Origin of the sequence: Staphylococcus sp. T93, assembly GCF_016743875.1 — a bacterium.
Lineage (GTDB): Bacteria > Bacillota > Bacilli > Staphylococcales > Staphylococcaceae > Staphylococcus > Staphylococcus aureus.
The window spans coordinates 1,456,808-1,478,225 of sequence record NZ_CP068247.1; the positions used below are offsets into that span (position 1 = coordinate 1,456,808).

At 30.7% G+C, this 21,418-nt stretch carries 22 protein-coding genes and 1 pseudogene; 11 read left to right on the forward strand and 12 right to left on the reverse strand.

Annotated elements, in window-relative coordinates; genetic code table 11:
- Positions 1-116 precede the first annotated feature (116 nt).
- The gene (locus JG553_RS07175; protein WP_000206638.1) at positions 117-1,340 is read left to right on the forward strand and encodes an ArgE/DapE family deacylase; all 1,224 of its coding nucleotides are present in this window, start codon (positions 117-119) and stop codon (positions 1,338-1,340) included.
- A 371-nt stretch (positions 1,341-1,711) separates the two neighbouring features.
- Here the strand turns inward: JG553_RS07175 and JG553_RS07180 are convergent, their stop codons facing one another.
- Both JG553_RS07180 and JG553_RS07185 read right to left on the reverse strand, forming a co-directional pair.
- On the reverse strand, positions 1,712-2,557 hold the full coding sequence (locus JG553_RS07180; protein ID WP_000812008.1) for a class I SAM-dependent methyltransferase: 846 nt from the start codon (positions 2,555-2,557) through the stop codon (positions 1,712-1,714).
- Between the two features lie 61 nt (positions 2,558-2,618).
- The gene (locus JG553_RS07185; RefSeq protein ID WP_000825510.1) at positions 2,619-3,530 is read right to left on the reverse strand and encodes an iron-hydroxamate ABC transporter substrate-binding protein; all 912 of its coding nucleotides are present in this window, start codon (positions 3,528-3,530) and stop codon (positions 2,619-2,621) included.
- 160 nt (positions 3,531-3,690) lie between these two features.
- Here JG553_RS07185 and JG553_RS07190 point away from each other — a divergent pair, with 160 nt between their 5' ends.
- Complete coding sequence (locus tag JG553_RS07190; RefSeq protein ID WP_001045079.1) at positions 3,691-4,998, forward strand: TrkH family potassium uptake protein; 1,308 nt, start codon at positions 3,691-3,693, stop codon at positions 4,996-4,998.
- 852 nt (positions 4,999-5,850) lie between these two features.
- Here the strand turns inward: JG553_RS07190 and JG553_RS07195 are convergent.
- The 4 genes from JG553_RS07195 to JG553_RS07210 form a co-directional block, all read right to left on the reverse strand.
- Positions 5,851-6,294: a GNAT family N-acetyltransferase gene (locus tag JG553_RS07195; protein ID WP_000022887.1), complete on the reverse strand. Its 444-nt coding sequence runs from the start codon at positions 6,292-6,294 to the stop codon at positions 5,851-5,853.
- A 105-nt stretch (positions 6,295-6,399) separates the two neighbouring features.
- A complete protein-coding gene (locus tag JG553_RS07200; protein ID WP_011447041.1) occupies positions 6,400-6,837 on the reverse strand; it encodes a hypothetical protein in 438 nt (145 codons plus the stop codon).
- 317 nt (positions 6,838-7,154) lie between these two features.
- Positions 7,155-7,745: a terminase small subunit gene (locus JG553_RS07205; protein ID WP_001293058.1), complete on the reverse strand. Its 591-nt coding sequence runs from the start codon at positions 7,743-7,745 to the stop codon at positions 7,155-7,157.
- Positions 7,742-7,954, reverse strand: coding sequence for a LuxR C-terminal-related transcriptional regulator (locus JG553_RS07210; protein WP_000128898.1), 213 nt, complete (start codon positions 7,952-7,954; stop codon positions 7,742-7,744). The genes JG553_RS07205 and JG553_RS07210 overlap by 4 nt, the downstream gene beginning before the upstream one ends.
- A gap of 60 nt (positions 7,955-8,014) precedes the next feature.
- Between JG553_RS07210 and JG553_RS07215 the strand changes: the two are divergent.
- A pseudogene (locus tag JG553_RS07215) lies at positions 8,015-8,561 on the forward strand (site-specific integrase); the annotation flags it as partial.
- A 94-nt stretch (positions 8,562-8,655) separates the two neighbouring features.
- On the opposite strand, the gene groL reads toward JG553_RS07215, so the two are convergent.
- Together groL and groES are read right to left on the reverse strand one after the other, a co-directional pair.
- Positions 8,656-10,272: a chaperonin GroEL gene (groL, locus tag JG553_RS07220; protein ID WP_000240645.1), complete on the reverse strand. Its 1,617-nt coding sequence runs from the start codon at positions 10,270-10,272 to the stop codon at positions 8,656-8,658.
- A 75-nt stretch (positions 10,273-10,347) separates the two neighbouring features.
- Positions 10,348-10,632: a co-chaperone GroES gene (gene groES, locus JG553_RS07225; protein WP_000917289.1), complete on the reverse strand. Its 285-nt coding sequence runs from the start codon at positions 10,630-10,632 to the stop codon at positions 10,348-10,350.
- 174 nt (positions 10,633-10,806) lie between these two features.
- Between groES and mroQ the strand changes: the two genes are divergently transcribed.
- Positions 10,807-11,550 (forward strand): CPBP family intramembrane glutamic endopeptidase MroQ, encoded by a 744-nt coding sequence (gene mroQ, locus JG553_RS07230; protein ID WP_000197635.1) that lies wholly within the window; start codon positions 10,807-10,809, stop codon positions 11,548-11,550.
- A gap of 24 nt (positions 11,551-11,574) precedes the next feature.
- Here the strand turns inward: mroQ and JG553_RS07235 are convergent, their stop codons facing one another.
- Positions 11,575-12,834 carry an SdrH family protein gene (locus JG553_RS07235; protein ID WP_000120314.1) on the reverse strand — a complete coding sequence of 420 codons (1,260 nt, stop codon included), beginning with the start codon at positions 12,832-12,834 and terminating at the stop codon, positions 11,575-11,577.
- Positions 12,835-13,030: 196 nt separating this feature from the next.
- Here JG553_RS07235 and JG553_RS07240 point away from each other — a divergent pair, with 196 nt between their 5' ends.
- Both JG553_RS07240 and JG553_RS07245 read left to right on the forward strand, forming a co-directional pair.
- Positions 13,031-13,657, forward strand: coding sequence for a nitroreductase family protein (locus JG553_RS07240; RefSeq protein WP_000522384.1), 627 nt, complete (start codon positions 13,031-13,033; stop codon positions 13,655-13,657).
- Between the two features lie 360 nt (positions 13,658-14,017).
- Entirely contained in the window at positions 14,018-14,803 is a 786-nt protein-coding gene (locus tag JG553_RS07245) for a carbon-nitrogen family hydrolase (RefSeq protein ID WP_000867960.1), read from the forward strand.
- Between the two features lie 596 nt (positions 14,804-15,399).
- Here JG553_RS07245 and hld read toward each other — a convergent pair.
- Complete coding sequence (hld, locus tag JG553_RS13425) at positions 15,400-15,480, reverse strand: delta-hemolysin (protein WP_000046022.1); 81 nt, start codon at positions 15,478-15,480, stop codon at positions 15,400-15,402.
- Between the two features lie 289 nt (positions 15,481-15,769).
- Here hld and agrB point away from each other — a divergent pair, with 289 nt between their 5' ends.
- From agrB to JG553_RS07275, 5 genes are all read left to right on the forward strand, one after another.
- A complete protein-coding gene (agrB, locus tag JG553_RS07255) occupies positions 15,770-16,339 on the forward strand; it encodes an accessory gene regulator AgrB (protein WP_001105707.1) in 570 nt (189 codons plus the stop codon).
- Positions 16,336-16,476: a cyclic lactone autoinducer peptide AIP-I precursor gene (gene agrD / locus JG553_RS07260; protein ID WP_001093929.1), complete on the forward strand. Its 141-nt coding sequence runs from the start codon at positions 16,336-16,338 to the stop codon at positions 16,474-16,476. Before agrB ends, agrD begins: the two co-directional genes overlap by 4 nt.
- A gap of 24 nt (positions 16,477-16,500) precedes the next feature.
- Positions 16,501-17,793 (forward strand): quorum-sensing sensor histidine kinase AgrC, encoded by a 1,293-nt coding sequence (gene agrC / locus JG553_RS07265; RefSeq protein ID WP_001554031.1) that lies wholly within the window; start codon positions 16,501-16,503, stop codon positions 17,791-17,793.
- 18 nt (positions 17,794-17,811) lie between these two features.
- Complete coding sequence (gene agrA, locus JG553_RS07270; protein ID WP_000688494.1) at positions 17,812-18,537, forward strand: quorum-sensing response regulator AgrA; 726 nt, start codon at positions 17,812-17,814, stop codon at positions 18,535-18,537.
- Positions 18,538-18,600: 63 nt separating this feature from the next.
- A complete protein-coding gene (locus tag JG553_RS07275; protein ID WP_001790167.1) occupies positions 18,601-18,708 on the forward strand; it encodes a hypothetical protein in 108 nt (35 codons plus the stop codon).
- Between the two features lie 187 nt (positions 18,709-18,895).
- Here JG553_RS07275 and JG553_RS07280 read toward each other — a convergent pair whose 3' ends face one another.
- On the reverse strand, positions 18,896-19,855 hold the full coding sequence (locus JG553_RS07280) for a carbohydrate kinase family protein (protein ID WP_001253312.1): 960 nt from the start codon (positions 19,853-19,855) through the stop codon (positions 18,896-18,898).
- Complete coding sequence (locus JG553_RS07285; RefSeq protein WP_000141414.1) at positions 19,852-21,336, reverse strand: sucrose-6-phosphate hydrolase; 1,485 nt, start codon at positions 21,334-21,336, stop codon at positions 19,852-19,854. Before JG553_RS07285 ends, JG553_RS07280 begins: the two co-directional genes overlap by 4 nt.
- Between the last annotated feature and the right edge of the window lie 82 nt (positions 21,337-21,418).

Sequence of the window (21,418 nt, forward strand, 5' to 3'; positions counted from 1 at the left end):
GTTAATTTCATAGAACGAAATCAAATAACACACTACTTTCTGCATTTTAAATTATGTTTAAGAATAAAAATTATGTTTATATAAATATATATACTACTTTGAAAGGTGTGAGCTTAATGACAACTTTTAGTGAAAAAGAAAAAATTCAATTACTAGCAGATATTGTTGAACTACAAACTGAAAATAATAATGAAATAGACGTTTGTAATTATTTAACAGATTTATTCGACAAGTACGATATTAAATCTGAAATTTTGAAAGTTAATGAACACCGCGCCAATATCGTTGCAGAAATCGGTAACGGCTCACCTATACTCGCATTGAGTGGTCATATGGATGTTGTTGATGCAGGAAATCAAGATAATTGGTCATATCCCCCTTTTCAACTGACAGAAAAAGATGGCAAATTATATGGCCGAGGCACTACAGATATGAAAGGCGGTTTAATGGCTTTGGTCGTATCTCTAATCGAATTAAAAGAACAAAATGAATTGCCTCATGGAACGATTAGATTACTGGCTACTGCTGGCGAAGAGAAAGAACAAGAAGGTGCCAAATTATTAGCTGATAAAGGCTATTTAGACGATGTCGATGGCTTAATTATTGCTGAACCAACTGGATCTGGAATTTATTATGCACATAAGGGGTCTATGTCATGTAAAGTAACTGCAACTGGTAAAGCTGTCCATAGCTCAGTTCCATTTATTGGTGACAATGCAATTGATACACTGCTTGAATTTTATAATCTATTTAAAGAAAAATATTCAGAGCTTAAACAACAAGATACTAAACATGAATTAGATGTTGCGCCTATGTTCAAATCATTGATTGGAAAAGAAATTTCTGAAGAGGATGCAAATTATGCATCTGGTCTTACAGCTGTATGTTCGATTATAAATGGCGGCAAACAATTTAACTCTGTACCAGATGAAGCTTCACTTGAATTTAACGTAAGACCAGTTCCTGAGTATGATAACGACTTTATAGAATCGTTTTTCCAAAATATCATTAATGATGTGGATAGCAATAAGCTTTCACTCGATATTCCAAGCAATCACCGACCTGTAACAAGCGATAAAAATAGCAAATTAATTACTACGATTAAAGATGTAGCTTCTAGTTATGTAGAACAAGACGAAATATTTGTTTCAGCGCTTGTAGGCGCAACAGATGCCTCTAGTTTCTTAGGAGATAATAAGGACAATGTTGATTTAGCCATTTTTGGACCAGGTAATCCATTAATGGCACATCAAATCGATGAATATATTGAAAAAGATATGTATCTGAAATATATTGATATTTTTAAAGAGGCTTCCATTCAATATTTAAAAGAAAAATAAGAACGATGCTGTCAGCTGCCCTATTCGCGTGCTGGCAGTTTTTTATTGCGAATTTTAAGTTGATAGAAATAGCGATGAATATTGTTTGAATGTAAATATTCAAATATCAACAAGCACATTTTCATTGATTAAGTGATGTAAAACTGAAATTATTGTGCTGATTTGTCATACATATATTGACTAATGGTCATATAAAAAGATAGCTTCTAATAGTTACATAAAACTCGTAAAAACCTTCTCGTAAAAGGAATGGGACATAAATCCCTAGAAAACAGCAGCTCAACGAGCTGTAAATTATCAAATACATTTGAAAAAAGCTGATTTCTATCAAATAATTTATAGAAATCAGCTTTTTTACATTGTCTAAGAACTTAATGTCTCTGTCTCTTTGGAACTTTATATTTCATAAGTACTATTTTATTGTTTAACCTTTTTTTTAAATAAGGTATAAATCTACAATATCCAAATAAGCCCCATCGATTCTTATAATAGTCAAAATAATTATATTCATGTATTACTCTTATTGTATTTGGTAAAATTTCATTCAATTTTTTTAAATCATTGTAACCATATTTAAAAACAGGTTGTGAGGATAACTTTGATACCGATTGATGTCTCTTTGTATTATTCGCAATTGTTTTTGAGCAAAATTCAATCGCAAATGTCAAATTATGATCTCCCATCTTTTTGATAATAGTGTCCAATAATTGAGTCATTACACTCTCATCAAAATACATCAATACACCTTCAATAATAAACAATATATCTGACTTACTATTAAAAAATTTATAATTTTTGACATCATCAATCCAACTGTAATCTAGCATAGATTTAGATATCATCTTATAACTATTACTTTCTTTAAAAAATGTTTTTCGTATTTCTATTGATTCTGGTACATCTAAATCTATCCATGATATTTTTTCTTTATTAAATCTTTGAAACCTTGTATCTAAGCCACAACCTATATTGACCACGATTAAATCTTTATTATCCTTGATAAGCCTCTTAGTAACACAATCTATTATCACAGTACGTATACTAATTCCAATTTGAGACATGTCATCACATGTAACATTTTTGTACATATCATCTAAACCATCAAATATTTTTTTTGATAGTGCGTCTTTTATTATTGGTTTTTCGTTTTCGTACTCTTTTGCTCGAGCTATCAAAGGAATTAACATTGATTCGGGAATTCCAACCAGTTGCTTCATTTAATCACTCCTTAAAAACATTAGTACCAATGCATAAGAAAATTTTTACAACTTATTTCTATTATTTTTTATTTAAAATTTCTTTTTTTAATTTACTTCTCAAATGTTCTAATGTAATAGGATCTGTGAACCAATAATCTTCTGCTTTATATGAAATTACATGTCCTTTTTTTACAGCTTCAATATTCTGCCATGTATGTGTTTTTTCAAAATCAAATTTTCCGTACGAAGGTTTACTTAAAAATATATAATCACCAGCATATTTACTAATATTTTCTTTTGAAATGGAAGCATAGCCTTTTTTATCTTCTTGTAATTTATCTTTATATTGCTTTGTCATTGGCATACCGAATGCATCATGAACAATATCCAAACCACGACCCCATGTAGAGTTATATATGTATATTTGCTTTTCATCTGGTTCAAACACAGATGCTGTTGCTTGACCAATTTTACTTTGAATTTCTTTTTTATCTTTTCTAGTTTTATCGTCCCACTCTTCAATCCATTTTTTAGCTTTATCTTCATTATTAGTCAACTTGCCTATTTCTTTTAATATTTCTTTATGATTGTATTTATTGTATGTATATGGGATTGTTGGCGCTATTTTTTGGTATTTTTTTATATTTTTATCCATAGCATCTACAACAATTAAATCTGGTTTTGCTTTAGCAACTCTTTCAACATCATTTTCTCCAATATAATCAACCCCTTTTAAATAAGGTTTTAAAATTGAAGAATCTTTAGTTATATCTGAAACAGCAATTGGTTTGATTCCTAACTTTATAAAATCACCAACATAAAATCCAGTTAATACAGCAACTCTTTTAGGTTTCTCTGGTACTTTCAGTGTTTCACCATTTTCAATTTTATAGTCTGTAGTCTTTGTCGAGTTACTTGTTTTATCGACAGATGCTGAACACGCAGTCAAAATAAATAAATTACATAATAAAATTCCAATTAATCTTTTCATAATATCATCCTTTTGTTTTTCAATTGATATTCATTTTCAATTATAAAATATTAAAAGAATTAGTCAACGCCTGTTAGTAATACACATCAGTAACATTTCTATTTTCATTTATGATATTATCTAATTATTAATTTATAATATAAAGGAGTATGAAATTAAAATGAACAAAGTCCACAAACCTTTATATTTTTATTTAATGCTTTTCTTCTCTACAACTATCATAGGTGCACTTTTATTGTATTTACCTTTTACTGGTAAAAAGCCAATATCTTTTTTAGATGCCCTATTTATAGCTTCAAGTGCATTTACAGTTACTGGCTTGTCCCCAGTTGATATAGGATCACAGTTTAATATACTTGGTGAGATAGTAATACTATTATTAATTCAAATAGGTGGTCTGGGTATCGTGACCGTAACCCTATTGACACTAGTATTTTTAAATAGAAAGATATCAATGAAAAATAGATTCTTGATTATGGTTACATGGAATATTGACGAACCTGGTGGTGTTATTAAGCTAATTAAACACTTGGCTATTTATAGTTTAGTCACTGAATTAATTGGTATGATTTGTTTGTGTTTATCTTTTATACCAAAATTTGGTATAGGCAAAGGTTTATTTTTAAGCTTATTCACATCAGTATCAGCTTTTAATAATGCTGGATTTGCCCTTTTTAAGAATAACTTAATAGATTATTCTAGTGATCCAATTGTCATTATTACAATCTCAATACTCATAATATTTGGAGGTATTGGACATTTTGTCGTGATAGACTTTATTAATTGTAAAAAATTGAGTAAATTATCTTTACATTCTAAATTAGTCTTAACTACAACTAGTATCCTAATAATTATAGGAGCTATTACATTCTTTTTATTAGAACAGTTTAATACTATGCAACATATGGGACTAGTTGAAAAAATCGGAAATTCTTTTTTCCAATCAGTAACAACACGAACAGCGGGTTTTAACAGTATAGATATAGCAAGCATTAACAAATCTACCGCATTAATGTTAATGCTACTTATGTTTATTGGTGGTGCCCCTCTCAGTGCAGCTGGAGGAATTAAAATAACTACTTTTGCAGTTGCGTTTATTTTTGTACTAAATTATATACGTAAAGAAAATAATGTTTCAGTATTCAATAAAGAAATATCTGACAAACATATAAAACTATCTATTGTTACCATTAATATCTCATTTCTATTTATCAGCATCATTACTTTTATATTATCGATAATTAATCCGAACATATCATTAATCAAGTTATTATTCGAAGTGGTTTCTGCATTCGGAACAGTAGGGTTAAGTATGAACCTTACCACAGAATATCATGGTATTACTAAAATAATTATTATATTCGTTATGCTTTGCGGTAAAGTAGGACTATTAACTTTATTAAGAACATTTATACCACCAAAAAGTCCTAAAAATTACCGCTACACTAAAGGACAAATTTATCTATAAAATAACTATCCATCTTTAATAAGAAATGAACTAGTGTTTTAATCTATTACATTAAAAAAACTACCTAAACAGGTAGTTTTTTATTTATTTTAGGCCGATTAAATGTCTTATGTCTTTAATTAAGTAAAATGCACAAGTACACCTTTAAAAAGATTTACTCAAAACTAAACTATACCTAGTTAACCGCTTGTGATTAAGAAATTTTAAATGTGGTTTCTTTTAATTATGTCAACCACCCATAAGGATTTTAATCAAGCACTCATTCATTCCTGCACTCGCAATATGCATTACTTATAGAAGTGGATGCACTCTCATATTATGGCAATACCATAACTCCCGCACCATAATGATTTAAATACCATTATGAATCTCAATTACAAATTAGCACATAAAAAAGACGCCTCCCATAAGTCTAGTCACCAAATGGAAAACGTCTCGTAATTAAAATATATTTGCGTGCATTCTAATTTGTACTTAGAATACATCATACTCGTTCATAATGTAATTTTCTAATTAGTCAAAACTATATACAGTTTTACATCATTCCCGGCATTATGCACTAATAAAAACTTACTTTAATACACGCTTTAAAGATTATTAAATCAGCGTTTTAATTTTTAGACAACGCTATTATTTTTAGTTTTTCAATTCTATTATGTCATAATTATGTCACTCAAAAACTGTTTTCCAACATTGATTTATTGTTGGAAAATCTCGAAAATCTAGTCTATTTCTCCAACAATCGAAGAATTATGCCCTTTTTTCTCCCTTTAAATAAGTCATAATACGAGGCATACATGCAACATTTACAATAAAATATGTTCCTACATCGTATTATACGAATGCTCACACTTATAGTTGTTTAGTAAACCCAGATGTATTGCTAACATACCCATTATCACTATATAGTTTATGTGCAGATAGTCTTTCATTTCTATTACCACTATTTAGTGTTATTGCTTTACAATTCAACCGTTTAGAAAATTCTTCAGAATCAGCTAATAATCTCTTTCCATAACCTTTTTTCCTAAATTCAGAATGTATAACAAACGCAAGGATTCTCATATACTCTGCATTTTTTTCGTAAAACATCATTTTACACATACCACTTAAACCAATTATTTTATTTTCTTTTATCAAAAGCAGTAGGAAGTAATCATCATGATTCGTTATTTTCTTTAGTCTCTTTTTTAAATCATTCTCATTTGTTGGATAACCTAGATCATCATATAATTTACATAGTTGATTTAATTTTTCAAAATCACTGTTATTAAACAATCTTGTAATTATGCTCATATAACCCACCCTAAAAATATTATGTACCTATTGTTACATACAATAGATACGCAAAATCATTTCTCACTGCAAATCAGGACGTTTCTCAGCGTAAACAAATCATTTCTATTCTTTTGAAAAATATCTGCATATCTTCACAGTAATTTTATAACAGATTAATAAAATTAAAAAAAACATAACAACAAGTATTATAATAAATATTATAATAGCTATCGTATTAAATAGTTTAGAATATGCAAACTGAAAAATAAAAATCACAATTAAAATACTAAGTAATGTAAATGGTAATAGCATCATCAGATCTTTAACATTATTTCTTTGTTCTTGCTCCCAATCGCTAATAGCCCTAAAACTACTTTTTTTATCTATAGGCGATGTAAAAATACCATATATTGAAGGTGCTATACCTCCTAAAATAGCAGTTCCCAAAGTTGTCATTACTGAAATTACTGCGAAAGTATCATCCGAAAGCAATAAATTCAAACTAATGCATTGTTTATTACCCATCGAATTTATTGACCAAATAGCTAGAGAAATAAACAACCCAAAATTTAAAATAAATGATATAGTAATAGCAATTGTTTACAAAACACGAAATTTTTCATTTTTATTTATATTATCCATTTTTCTCCCTTTTTCTTAAATCATTTTATTATATATTACAATAATCAATCTGAAATGTTGATGTAATTTGAAAAAAATATCATACTTTTACTCCTGAAAACCTCCCTAAATCATCAATATGAAAATCAGTATTAGGATATTGCGTTTACAACTCTTTTAAATCTCACTCATTCTTCTCATCGTCTTAACCGATACTATCAATAAATACTGGCAACACCATAAAATATATACCCAATTTATAAAAACCTAATTGACTCATAATCTTCTAACGGTATATCATCCACAATCACAGTATGATTAGGATTATCGTTAGATACATCTTTCACTGCCTTATCTAACCCCTCATCACCTCCGTCCCATTCACCAATATTAATGAATATAGGTACATTACCGTTTATATCATGCTTATCTGTAAATAATTTATGATATTTACCCAACATATCACGAGCTTTTAAACGATCACTAGGTTTTATTGGTACCTCTATCAGTTCAACATGTTCATTATAGACTAATTGTACTTTGCCACTTTGTGGATTTTCTTTATATTCTCCACGCTTGACTACAACTTCTTTCGTTTCTGTTTCATCACCGACTGCCGCATTCGTTAGCACATGTAATAACTCTTTTGCGGTTAATACATTCTCATCTATAATCTTATCTTTTTGTTCTTGTATATATTGCTTGATGTGCGGCTTTTTCAATAACCTACACGCTGTCACATGTGCGCTATTTGCGTTATATCCTGCTTTTATGGCACTTTGTGTTACATTCAGTGTTCTAATATACTCATTCACAAAACGTGCTTGCTTTGCAGTTAACTCACTCATTTTATCACCCCCACAATTTTATCTAATATGGTTTCATACCATAATATTACAGATTGTTCTGAACAATCTAAGGCACTACTAATATCTTGATAACTAAGTCCTTGTATAAGGGAGTCAAAAATATAAAACTCTTTATCGGTCGCTAATCTGTCAACAATCATTTCTATGTGATTCTTTATAATATGATCATTGACATTATCGTCTGTCATCAATTCGTCAGAATCTTCATCACCTATTAAAAAGAAATCATCAGTATTTATTTCATCATCGCCCCGTTAACTAGCTTTGAAGTCTTTAGCACACTTGCATATACCGGCTGTCGTGCTGGCGAGATACTAGCATTGAAGTGGTCTGATATTGATTTTGAAAACAACACGATTAGTATTACTAAAACATATTACAATCCAAATAATAACAAGAAGAAATATCAGATACTTCCCCCTAAAACTGAAAGTTCTATCGGTAAGATTTCCGTTGACCCAAATGTAATAAAGGTGTTGCGTGATTATAAGATAAACGTTCAAAATAATTGGAAAAACGAATTATATAATGATAACCATTGTAATGAAAAAACTATCAATGTGGATACAAACCATTATGTCACGTACCAGCATACTCAAAAATATCTCTACGCACTCATTCAGATACACACATTGCGCATTGCTCATAGAATCAGGTGTACACATTAAAGAAATACAAGAACGATTACGGCATAAAGATATCAATACCACTATGAATATCTATGCTAAAATCACAAATTCATACAAAAAAGACGCCTCCCATAAGTTTAGTCACCAAATGGAAGACGTCTCGTAATTAAAATATATTTGCGTGCATTCTAATTTATACTTAGAATGAATCATACTCGTGCATAATGTAATTTTCTAGTTAGTCAAAACTATAAACAGTTTTACATCATTCCTGGCATGCCACCCATGTTAGGTTGGTCATTATTTTTTTCTGGAATTGATGCTACAACCGCTTCAGTCGTTAAGAACATTGCTGCAACACTTGCAGCATGTTGTAATGCTGAGCGTGTTACTTTAGTTGGATCAACGATACCTTCTTCTAACATATTAACCCACTCGTTTGTAGCAGCGTTAAAACCAACACCCGGCTCTGCGTTTTTCAAACGTTCTACAATAACAGAACCTTCTAATCCTGCATTTTCAGCAATTTGACGAACTGGTGCAGTTAATGCTTTAAGTACAATATTTACACCTGTTTCAATGTCACCTTCAGCTTCAATTTCACTTACTTTTTGGTAAACATTTACTAATGCAGTACCACCACCTGCAACAATACCTTCTTCAACTGCTGCACGTGTAGAATTTAATGCATCTTCAATACGTAATTTACGTTCTTTAAGCTCTGTTTCACTTGCTGCACCTACTTTGATAACTGCAACACCACCTGCTAATTTAGCTAAGCGCTCTTGTAATTTTTCACGATCAAAGTCAGATTCAGTTTCTTCAATTTGAGATTTCAATTGGCTAACACGTGCATCAATGCTGTTTTCGTCACCGTCACCATCAACAACAGTGGTATTATCTTTAGTTACTTCTACTTTACTTGCAGTACCTAACATATCAATTGATGCATCTTTTAAATCTAAGCCTAAATCATCAGTAATCACTTGCGCACCAGTTAAAATAGCTAAATCTTCAAGCATCGCTTTTCTACGATCACCAAAACCAGGTGCTTTTACTGCAACAGCTGTAAATGTGCCACGCATACGGTTTAGCACGATATTTGTTAATGCATCGCCTTCAACTTCATCAGCTACAATTAAGATTGGACGATTAGATTGAACCACTTGTTCTAATAAAGGTAAGATATCTTGGAAAGACGAGATTTTCTTATCTGTTACTAAAATGTATGGGCGTTCTAATTCAGCAACCATTTTATCTGAATCAGTAACCATATACGGTGATTGATAACCACGATCAAATTGCATACCTTCAACCACTTCTAGTTCAGTGTTTAGTCCATTTGATTCTTCAATTGTAATGACACCATCGTTACCTACTTTTTCCATAGCTTCAGAAATATAACGTCCAATTTCTTCATCTGCTGCTGAAATCGCACCTACTTGCGCAATTTCATTTTTATTTTCAACTTTTTGAGAATTTTCATGTAACGCTTCAACAGCAACTTTAACTGCTTTGTCGATACCTTGTCGTAAACCAACTGGGTTCGCACCACTTGTAACATTTTTCAAGCCTTCTTGAATCATTGCTTGAGCTAATACTGTTGCAGTTGTCGTACCGTCACCAGCAATTTCATTTGTCTTATTTGCGACTTCTTGAACTAGTTTAGCCCCCATATTTTCATATGGATCTTCTAATTCGATTTCTTTAGCAATCGTCACACCATCATTCGTAATTAAAGGTGCTGTAAACTCTTTATCTAATACAACATTACGTCCTTTAGGACCAATCGTTACTTTAACTGCATTTGCAAGTTGGTCAACACCACGTAACATTGCTTGACGTGCATCTTCAGAGAATTTCAATTGTTTAACCATAAATGATAAACCTCCATTTGTTTAGTTGTGTTTCATTTTCGTTCTATTTAATTTATTTATGAATTAAGTTCTGTATTATTCAATAACTGCTAAAATATCTTCTTCATTTAATACCAGATATGTTTCATTATCTCGTTTAACTTCTGTACCAGCATATTGTTGGAACACGACACGGTCCCCTTCTTTCACTTCAGGAGTCACTCTTGTACCATCATTTAATAGGCGTCCAGTTCCTACTGCAACGATAACGCCTTCGTTTGATTTTTCTTTAGCACTATCAGTTAAAACAATACCACTTTTAGTTGTTTGTTCTTGTTCTTTTTTCTCAATAATCACACGATTTCCAATTGGTTTTAGCATGATTGTTCCTCCTTAAAAAACCTAAAGTTTAGCACTTAACATTAAAGAGTGCTAACATACATTTATAATAATCAAATTTGGTCAAAATTTCAAGTCATAACCTTTTAATTAAGTTTTGTAACTTCAAGTTATTTACGATAAAATAAATTATAAACAAATATTTGGAGGAAAATTATGACAAGATTATGGGCATCATTGCTAACTGTTATTATTTATATATTGTCTCAATTTTTACCGCTTCTCATTGTAAAAAAATTACCATTTGTACAATATAGTGGCATAGAACTGACTAAAGCAGTCATTTACATACAACTTGTTCTATTTTTAATCGCCGCCACGACGATTATTTTAATTAATTTAAAAATTAAAAATCCAACAAAATTAGAATTAGAAGTTAAAGAACCTAAAAAATATATCATTCCATGGGCATTGCTTGGATTTGCATTGGTAATGATTTATCAAATGGTAGTGAGCATTGTATTAACGCAAATTTATGGTGGACAACAAGTAAGTCCTAATACAGAAAAGCTAATTATTATTGCTCGAAAAATACCTATATTTATCTTCTTTGTATCTATTATTGGTCCTTTATTAGAAGAATATGTATTCAGAAAAGTAATCTTTGGAGAATTATTTAATGCGATTAAAGGTAATCGTATCGTGGCATTTATTATTGCTACAACAGTAAGTTCATTAATATTTGCATTAGCACATAATGATTTCAAATTTATTCCAGTTTATTTTGGTATGGGTGTCATTTTTTCATTAGCATATGTTTGGACAAAACGGCTTGCTGTTCCAATTATTATCCATATGTTACAAAACGGATTTGTCGTTATATTCCAATTACTTAATCCTGAGGCTTTGAAAAAAGCCACGGAACAAGCGAATTTTATATATCACATTTTTATTCCATAATAAAAAAAACGAATCACACACGGATTATCGTCGCTGTGATTCGTTTTTATTTTTCTTTTTATTTCGCTTTACAAATAAGAATAGCATGATTGAAAATACCACCATCATAGAACATACAATTGCTAGCCAACTTTTACTATATGCAGTTGACGCACTTTTCTTATTATCTTCTTGTTTTTTAACTACTGTAAAATCGTCTTTTTCATGCGGTTCAAATGAGCGTTGTTTTGAATCCGGCTTATCTTCGGGCTTTTTCAAATCTGGCATTGATCCAATTTCACCAGTAATTAATGCGAGTACTTGTTCATCTAAATTACGATAGTACCTTTCTGATTTCAATGGATTGAAATATTGGAATCTAAAGTAATTCGATTGCTGTTGTAATCCATTTAAATATGCATTTCCGCTGAAATTTTGTTTTCGAATAATATTATAAATGTCTTCATCAGTAACTTCTCCATAATCTTTGCCCAACTTATTAATTTGATTTAAAATATACGGATTATACTTGTAAGCCCCATTTGCCAAGGCTAAAAATCGTTGGGATACAAAATCATTACCAGTAGGATTTTGTGAGTTTCCTTGATTCCCATTTGGTTGCCATTGACCTTGATTAGATCCATCTGAAGCATTTGGGTTCCATGTCCCCCCATTTTTCGAGCCACCAGAATGATTGGAATCCCCAGGTTGATCGGGATCTGGTGACGGGTTAGGATTTGGCTTATTAGGGTCTGGTTTTGGATTCGGATTTGGCTTTGGTTTATCTGGATCTGGTTTTGGATCCGGATTTGGCTTTGGTTTATCTGGGTCTGGTTTTGGATCTGGATTTGGTTTCGGGTTATCTGGATCTGGTTTTGGATCCGGATTTGGCTTTGGTTTATCTGGGTCTGGTTTTGGATCCGGTTTTGGTTTCGGGTTATCTGGATCTGGTTTAGGATTCGGACTTGAGTTTTGGTTATTTGGGTCTGGTTTTGAATCTGTACTTGGGTTTTGGTTGTTTGAGTCTGGCTTCACATTATTCGAATCAGGATTAGCATCACGACTATTCGAACCTGTTCCTTCATTACCCGTTTGATTTGATTCGTGAGGTGTCCCAGTCTCATTATTATTCATTTCACTATTTACTGATGGTGAAGTTATATTATGATTCAAATTAGTAGTTGGTTTTTCTCCATTTAAGTTATCCTTTGCTTCAACTGTGTGCGTTGCAAGCCCTAAACTACTACTACTTAAAATTAAAATACTTGTTGAAAGTAACATTTTCTTAAACCAATGATATGACATTTCACGAGACACCTCCCTTTTTCATGTAAGTATTAATCTAAGTATAATAAATATGCGTTGAAAATGCATTTATATTTGGAATTTGAAAATGAATATTAATATTCTTGAAATTTTCGTAAATATTGCTTTACAAGTACGAGTATAAATTTTATACTTAGTCTATTAAGTATTCTTTACTAAAGAAGGAGCAATAATTATGGGCTTATTTAAAAAAGATAAAAAAGCAATGACTTTTGACAATGCAATGGAAGAAAGACGTTCAATATATAATTTGAAAGATTCGATATCAATTAGCGATGACGAATTAGAATCAATGATTGCACATGCAGTTAAACATGTTCCTTCATCATTTAATTCTCAATCAACTAGAATTGTTCTCTTGTTAAATGACAACAATAATAAATTTTGGGATAACACAAAAGCAATTTTAAAAGAAGTCATGGGAGAGAATCGTGATTTCGAGCCAACTGAACAAAAAATTGATAACTTCAAACATTCATACGGTACAATTTTGTTTTATGAAGATCAAGATGTTGTAAGTGGTTTACAAGAACAAATGCCAAACTACTATGATAATTTTGCAATATGGTCAACTCAAACAAATGCCATGCATCAATTTGCAATTTGGACTGCATTAGCTACTAAAGGCATAGGTGCTTCATTACAACACTATAATCCACTTGTTGATGAGATGACTTCAAATGAATTTAATATTCCTAAAAGTTGGAAACTTATTGCTCAAATGCCATTTGGTGATATTCGTGAAGCTGCTGGCGAAAAAACATTTAATCCAGTGGAAGATCGTTTCGTAATAAAAAAATAATCAATATATTGTTAGGAATGGGACAGAAATGATAAAGAATCATTAGTTATTCATTATGTAGTAGTTCTTACACATTAGCCGCTGCTAATGTGCACTTAAGAATAGGAATACATGAGTAAAACTCATGTATAAGAAATACTAATTTCTAAAGAAAAAGTATTTCTTTATGTTAGAGCCCACCCCAACTTGCATTGTCTGTAGAAATTGGTGTTCCAATTTCTCTATGTTGGGGCCCCATCAACTACTGTCAATATAACTTTGTAGAGCCTAGGACTTTGATTTTATGTCTTGTGCTCGTTTTTTGCGTTTCAACATAACTTTTAGTAAGTTATATATAAGATCTATCAAGGATGTGATGTTATGAAAGTCCAAATTTATCAATTACCGATTGTTTTTGGAGATAGTTCTAAAAATGAAACTCAAATAACGCAATGGTTCGAAAAAAATATGAATGCTGAAGTAGATGTAGTCGTTTTACCTGAAATGTGGAATAATGGCTATGATTTAGAGCATTTAAATGAAAAAGCAGATAATAATCTAGGACAAAGTTTTTCATTTATTAAACATTTAGCTGAAAAATATAAAGTCGATATCGTAGCTGGGTCAGTTTCTAACATTAGAAACAATCAAATATTTAATACAGCTTTTAGTGTGAATAAAAGTGGCCAGCTGATTAATGAATACGACAAAGTTCATTTAGTTCCTATGTTAAGAGAGCATGAATTTTTAACCGCTGGCGAATACGTAGCTGAACCCTTTCAATTGTCTGACGGTACTTATGTGACCCAACTTATCTGTTATGATTTACGTTTTCCAGAATTATTAAGATATCCTGCTCGTAGTGGTGCTAAAATTGCATTTTATGTGGCGCAATGGCCTATGTCACGTCTTCAACATTGGCATTCATTACTAAAGGCACGTGCAATTGAAAATAATATGTTTGTCATTGGAACTAATAGCACTGGATTCGATGGTAACACAGAATATGCTGGTCATTCGATAGTTATAAACCCAAATGGAGATTTAGTTGGAGAATTAAATGAATCCGCAGATATTTTGACTGTAGATTTAAACTTAAATGAAGTAGAACAGCAACGCGAAAATATACCTGTATTTAAAAGTATTAAATTAGATTTGTATAAATAAGAAGCGCCCGAAATAATATTTAACACATGTCATGACTAAACATAGATTTATGAGAGATTTTTCATAAGTCTATGTTTATTTTTTTATAATAGATAACTCAGTAAGAACCCATTTCGCCCTTTGCAAATGAATGATTTTCTTAATTAAATTGATTAATTTTTTGACCTTTTCCAACATTAGACTTATTCATATATTTTAACGGCGGGTCTCATAATGATGATTAACTCATCCCTTCTTCATTACAAAAAAGGCCGCGAGCTTGGGAGGGGCTCACGACCATACTTATTATTAAGGGAATGTTTTACAGTTATTTTTTCAATCTATTTTTGGGGATGTTATTAATTATGAAAAAAATTTTATTTATCAAATAATGATAAATCGATGTTGTTTACGATAGCTTACATGCTAGAAATAATTATCTGTAATGATAATTAAGAAAAATACATAGCACTGAGTCCAAGGAAACTAACTCTACTAGCAAATGTTACTCACTTGCTAATTTTACATGGTTATTAAGTTGGGATGGCTTAATAACTCATACTTTTAGTACTATACGAAGATAACAAATTTACAATGAAAGTAATTAATTATTCATCTTATTTTTTAGTGAATTTGTTCACTGTGTCGATAATCCATTTTACTAAGTCACCGATTGTTGAAATGATATCTTGTGCCATTGAAATCACTCCTTCCTTAATTAAGATAAAAATTCTTAAAATTAAACAACTCATCAACTATTTTCCATCACATCTCTGTGATCTAGTTATATTAAAACATGCTAAAAGCATTTATTTTCCAATTTTTCTTAACTAGTCGTTTTTTATTCTTAACTGTAAATTTTTTTATGTTAAAATATTAAATACAAATTACATTTAACAGTTAAGTATTTATTTCCTACAGTTAGGCAATATAATGATAAAAGATTGTACTAAATCGTATAATGACAGTGAGGAGAGTGGTGTAAAATTGAATTATTTTGATAATAAAATTGACCAGTTTGCCACGTATCTTCAAAAGAGAAATAACTTAGATCATATTCAATTTTTGCAAGTACGATTAGGGATGCAGGTCTTAGCTAAAAATATAGGTAAATTAATTGTTATGTATACTATTGCCTATATTTTAAACATTTTTCTGTTTACGTTAATTACGAATTTAACATTTTATTTAATAAGAAGACATGCACATGGTGCACATGCACCTTCTTCTTTTTGGTGTTATGTAGAAAGTATTATACTATTTATACTTTTACCTTTAGTAATAGTAAATTTTCATATTAACTTTTTAATTATGATTATTTTAACAGTTATTTCTTTAGGTGTAATCTCAGTATATGCTCCTGCAGCAACTAAAAAGAAGCCCATTCCTGTGCGACTTATTAAACGAAAAAAATATTATGCGATTATTGTTAGTTTAACCCTTTTCATTATCACACTTATCATCAAAGAGCCATTTGCCCAATTCATTCAATTAGGCATCATAATAGAAGCTATTACATTATTACCTATTTTCTTTATTAAGGAGGACTTAAAATGAATACATTATTTAACTTATTTTTTGATTTTATTACTGGGATTTTAAAAAACATTGGTAACATCGCAGCTTATAGTACTTGTGACTTCATAATGGATGAAGTTGAAGTACCAAAAGAATTAACACAATTACACGAATAATTTAAATAGAGAGTGTGATAGTAGGTGGAATTATTAAATAGTTATAATTTTGTTTTATTCGTATTAACTCAAATGATATTAATGTTTACAATACCAGCTATAATTAGTGGTATTAAGTACAGTAAACTTGATTATTTTTTCATCATAGTAATTTCGACATTATCGTTATTTCTATTTAAAATGTTTGATAGCGCGTCCTTAATCATATTAACTTCATTTATTATTATAATGTATTTTGTCAAAATCAAATGGTATTCTATTTTGTTGATTATGACTTCGCAGATTATTCTATACTGTGCTAACTACATGTATATAGTTATATATGCATATATCACCAAAATTTCTGATAGTATATTTGTAATATTCCCTAGCTTTTTTGTAGTTTATGTGACTATTAGTATACTATTCTCATATATAATAAATAGAGTTCTCAAAAAAATTAGCACACCATATCTAATACTAAACAAAGGATTTTTAATAGTTATTTCGACTATCTTACTGCTTACTTTTTCATTATTTTTCTTTTATTCACAAATAAACTCGGATGAAGCTAAAGTAATAAGGCAGTATTCTTTTATTTTTATTGGTATCACTATATTTTTAAGTATATTAACATTTGTTATTTCTCAATTTCTCCTTAAAGAGATGAAATATAAACGTAATCAAGAAGAAATTGAAACCTATTATGAATATACATTGAAGATTGAAGCTATCAACAACGAAATGCGCAAGTTCCGTCATGATTATGTCAATATCTTAACGACACTTTCAGAATACATTCGAGAAGATGACATGCCTGGCCTACGTGATTATTTCAATAAAAATATTGTACCTATGAAAGACAATTTACAAATGAATGCTATAAAATTAAATGGTATCGAGAATCTTAAAGTACGTGAAATTAAAGGCTTAATTACTGCGAAAATTTTACGTGCACAAGAAATGAATATTCCGATTAGTATCGAAATACCCGATGAAGTAAGTAGCATTAACTTGAATATGATCGATTTAAGTCGCAGTATTGGTATTATTCTTGATAATGCAATTGAGGCATCAACTGAAATTGATGACCCTATCATTCGCGTTGCATTTATTGAAAGTGAAAATTCAGTAACGTTTATTGTTATGAATAAATGCGCTGATGATATACCACGCATTCATGAATTGTTCCAAGAAAGTTTTTCTACTAAAGGTGAAGGTCGTGGTTTAGGTCTATCAACTTTAAAAGAAATTGCTGATAATGCAGACAATGTCTTATTAGATACAATTATCGAAAATGGTTTCTTTATTCAAAAAGTTGAAATTATTAACAACTAGCCATAAGGATGTGAATGTATGAAAATTTTCATTTGCGAAGACGATCCAAAACAAAGAGAAAACATGGTTACCATTATTAAAAATTATATAATGATAGAAGAAAAGCCTATGGAAATTGCCCTCGCAACTGATAATCCTTATGAGGTGCTTGAGCAAGCTAAAAATATGAATGACATAGGCTGTTACTTTTTAGATATTCAACTTTCAACTGATATTAATGGTATCAAATTAGGCAGTGAAATTCGTAAGCATGACCCAGTTGGTAACATTATTTTCGTTACGAGTCACAGTGAACTTACCTATTTAACATTTGTCTACAAAGTTGCAGCGATGGATTTTATTTTTAAAGATGATCCAGCTGAATTAAGAACTCGAATTATAGACTGTTTAGAAACTGCACATACACGCTTACAATTGTTGTCTAAAGATAATAGCGTTGAAACGATTGAATTAAAACGTGGCAGTAATTCAGTGTATGTTCAATATGATGATATTATGTTTTTTGAATCATCAACAAAATCTCACAGACTCATTGCCCATTTAGATAACCGTCAAATTGAATTTTATGGTAATTTAAAAGAACTGAGTCAATTAGATGATCGTTTCTTTAGATGTCATAATAGCTTTGTCGTCAATCGCCATAATATTGAATCTATAGATTCGAAAGAGCGAATTGTCTATTTTAAAAATAAAGAACACTGCTATGCATCGGTGAGAAACGTTAAAAAAAATATAATAAGATAATAAAGTCAGTTAACGGCGTATTCAATTGTAAATCTTGTTGGATTTTAACAAGATAACTAGCAAATGCACTGTATAGCTGGCTTTTTAATTTTATTAACAAAATTAAATATGACGCGTGAATTAAAAAATGATGTAACGTCTCTTTGTATACCTATTCCTATTACTACATAATTTATCAATTTCTATTTCACTCTACAATCCTATGGCGCAATTTTTAACAAAATATACTAAATTTGAAATTGACAGTTTCCATAAATAAAATGCTATAATTTCCTACTCCGTGAATCTTATTTTGTTTTAAAAAACAGTGTAGCACAAGATTCAACTTGTTTCCTACACTGTTTTATAAATGAATTATTTAAAATGCTTGTTCAACCTCTTGTAATGTTGGCAAACTATTAATAGCACCATACTTCGTTGTCACTATTGCAGCAACGCGATTGCTAAACGCTAAAATTTCCTCACCTTCATTTTCAAATAACTGAGTTAAATTTAACACATCGGTTGCTAAAATCCTGCTAATAACTGCACCAATAAATGCATCCCCTGCCCCAGTTGTATCAACAGGTTTTACCTTATAGCCACTATGATAATGATTAATACCATTTTTCAAATATACGGCAGCACCATCTGCTCCCTTCGTATAAATGACTACAGTAACATTACCTGTAAATAATGATTGAATGGCTTCATTTTCATCATGAATACCTGTAATAAATTCTAATTCTTCATCTGAAACTTTTACAATATGCGCCAATGGCAAAAAGGTATGAATAGTTTGTCTTAAATCTTCAGCGTTATCCCATAATGGCAATCTTACATTAGGATCAAATACGACAGTACCATTTGCATTTAATGTTTTGGTAATCAATTGATAATGTGCATCTCTCATCGGACTATCGACCAAATCAACAGAACAAAAATGTACTACATCATTTTCATTCACATCAATATCATTCACAAAACTTGGTTCAAATAACATATCAGCAGAGGGCTTACGATAAAAAGAAAAATCTCGCTCGCCCGCTTCAGTCAAACTCACAAAAGCTAACGCAGTGTTTGCTTCATTCGTGCGATACACTTTTGATACATCTACACCAATACTTGATATCGTTTCAATAATGCTATCTCCAAATGCATCATTACCTAATTGTGTAATCATATACGCTTGTTGTCCTAACTTTTGAACTGTACAAGCTACATTGCATGGCGCGCCACCAATTTGCTTCGTAAATGTTTGAACATCTTTTAAATTCGCATTTGTAACATTTGGAATAAAATCAATTAACGCTTCTCCTATTGAAAATAGACGTCTCATTTATGTTCATCCTTTAAATCATATTTAGTAAATTGTAAATATACTTGCCCTGATTCTGTTGATGTTTTAATACCTAGTGCGTCTTCTGTCGGGAAAATTCGAGATGTCAAAACACGTTCTCCATCATTACAGAAAATTTCTATACTAGATGTATCAACAAAAATTTGTAATTGCTTTAATGGCGTGTCTAATATCGTACTACGCGTCGTACCTTCAACATTTGTCGGCAATAAACCACTGTCGCTGCGATCTAATGTTATTTTATTTTCACGCTTGTTATAAGCAATTAATGTTGAAGAAGTCTTAGATGTACGTAATTCAAAGTACACTTCGGTAGCATCATTATCCAAAATATCTATGATTAATTCATACTGTTTACCTTCATACGGATGTAATTTTCGAGTAAATTTATTTGCGTAGCCTAATGCTGTCTCTTTATTGTGACGTAATTTTTCCAACGCTGGATATGGACGTTGCTTAAGTTGACCATTTTCTACATTTAATACACGAGGAATTGTTAAGCAATGGGCCCATCCTTCATTATCAGTAGGATATTCGATTTCCGGTAACCCCATCCATCCAATTAGTACTCGTCGGCCTTTTTCATCTAAAAATGTTTGAGGTGCATAGAAATCAAAACCATTATCAAGCTCGACAAAATTTTCATGTTCATATGTTAACTTTTCAATATCAAACTTTCCAAGTATATAACCACTTTGATAAATATTTTTGAACTGATCGCCTTTTGGTTCAATACCTTGTGGACAAATAAGTATGACATCTTGATTATCTACATTAAAGTAATCTGGGCATTCCCACATATATCCAAAATCATCCAACTCTGTATTTATTTCACCTAAATAATGCCAATTAATTATATCTTCAGTATTATAAAGTAATAATCGACCTTGCTGATCATTATTTTGTGCACCAATGATTGCATAATATTTCTCATCATATTTAAAAACTTTAGGATCTCTAAAATGACTCGTATATCCTTCTGGTTGTTGGCTAATTACTGGCTTTGGAAACTTTTCAACTGAACCGTCTTCTTTCAATCGTGCGATCATCTGACTCGCATGTCGTTGCCAATGATTATCTCGATGATTTCCTGTGTACATATAATATAAATGCCCGTTATATTCAAAAGCGCTACCGCTATATACACCATGGCTGTCATATTTAGTATCTGGATTTAAAATTGGCCCTTCAGCTTTAAAGTTTATTAAGTCATCACTCGTGTAGTTATACCAATACTTTAAGCCATGTACTGCGCCTAATGGGAACCATTGATGTGAAACATAATACTTCCCTTTATAAAAAATAAGTCCGTTGGGGTCATTTAATAAGCCTGTTTCTGGTTGTATATGAAATTGTTGACGAAATTTTGATTGATCAACTTGTTGTTTTAATGTTTTAAAATACTCAGTATCAACGTCCTCGATTCGTTGATAACGTTCTTCTCTAGTCCATTCGGTCATAATATTTACCCAGTCCTCCTTTTATAATTTATGCTGTTAACAATTTATATTCTATTATAGCAAATTTTACCTACGTTCTTTA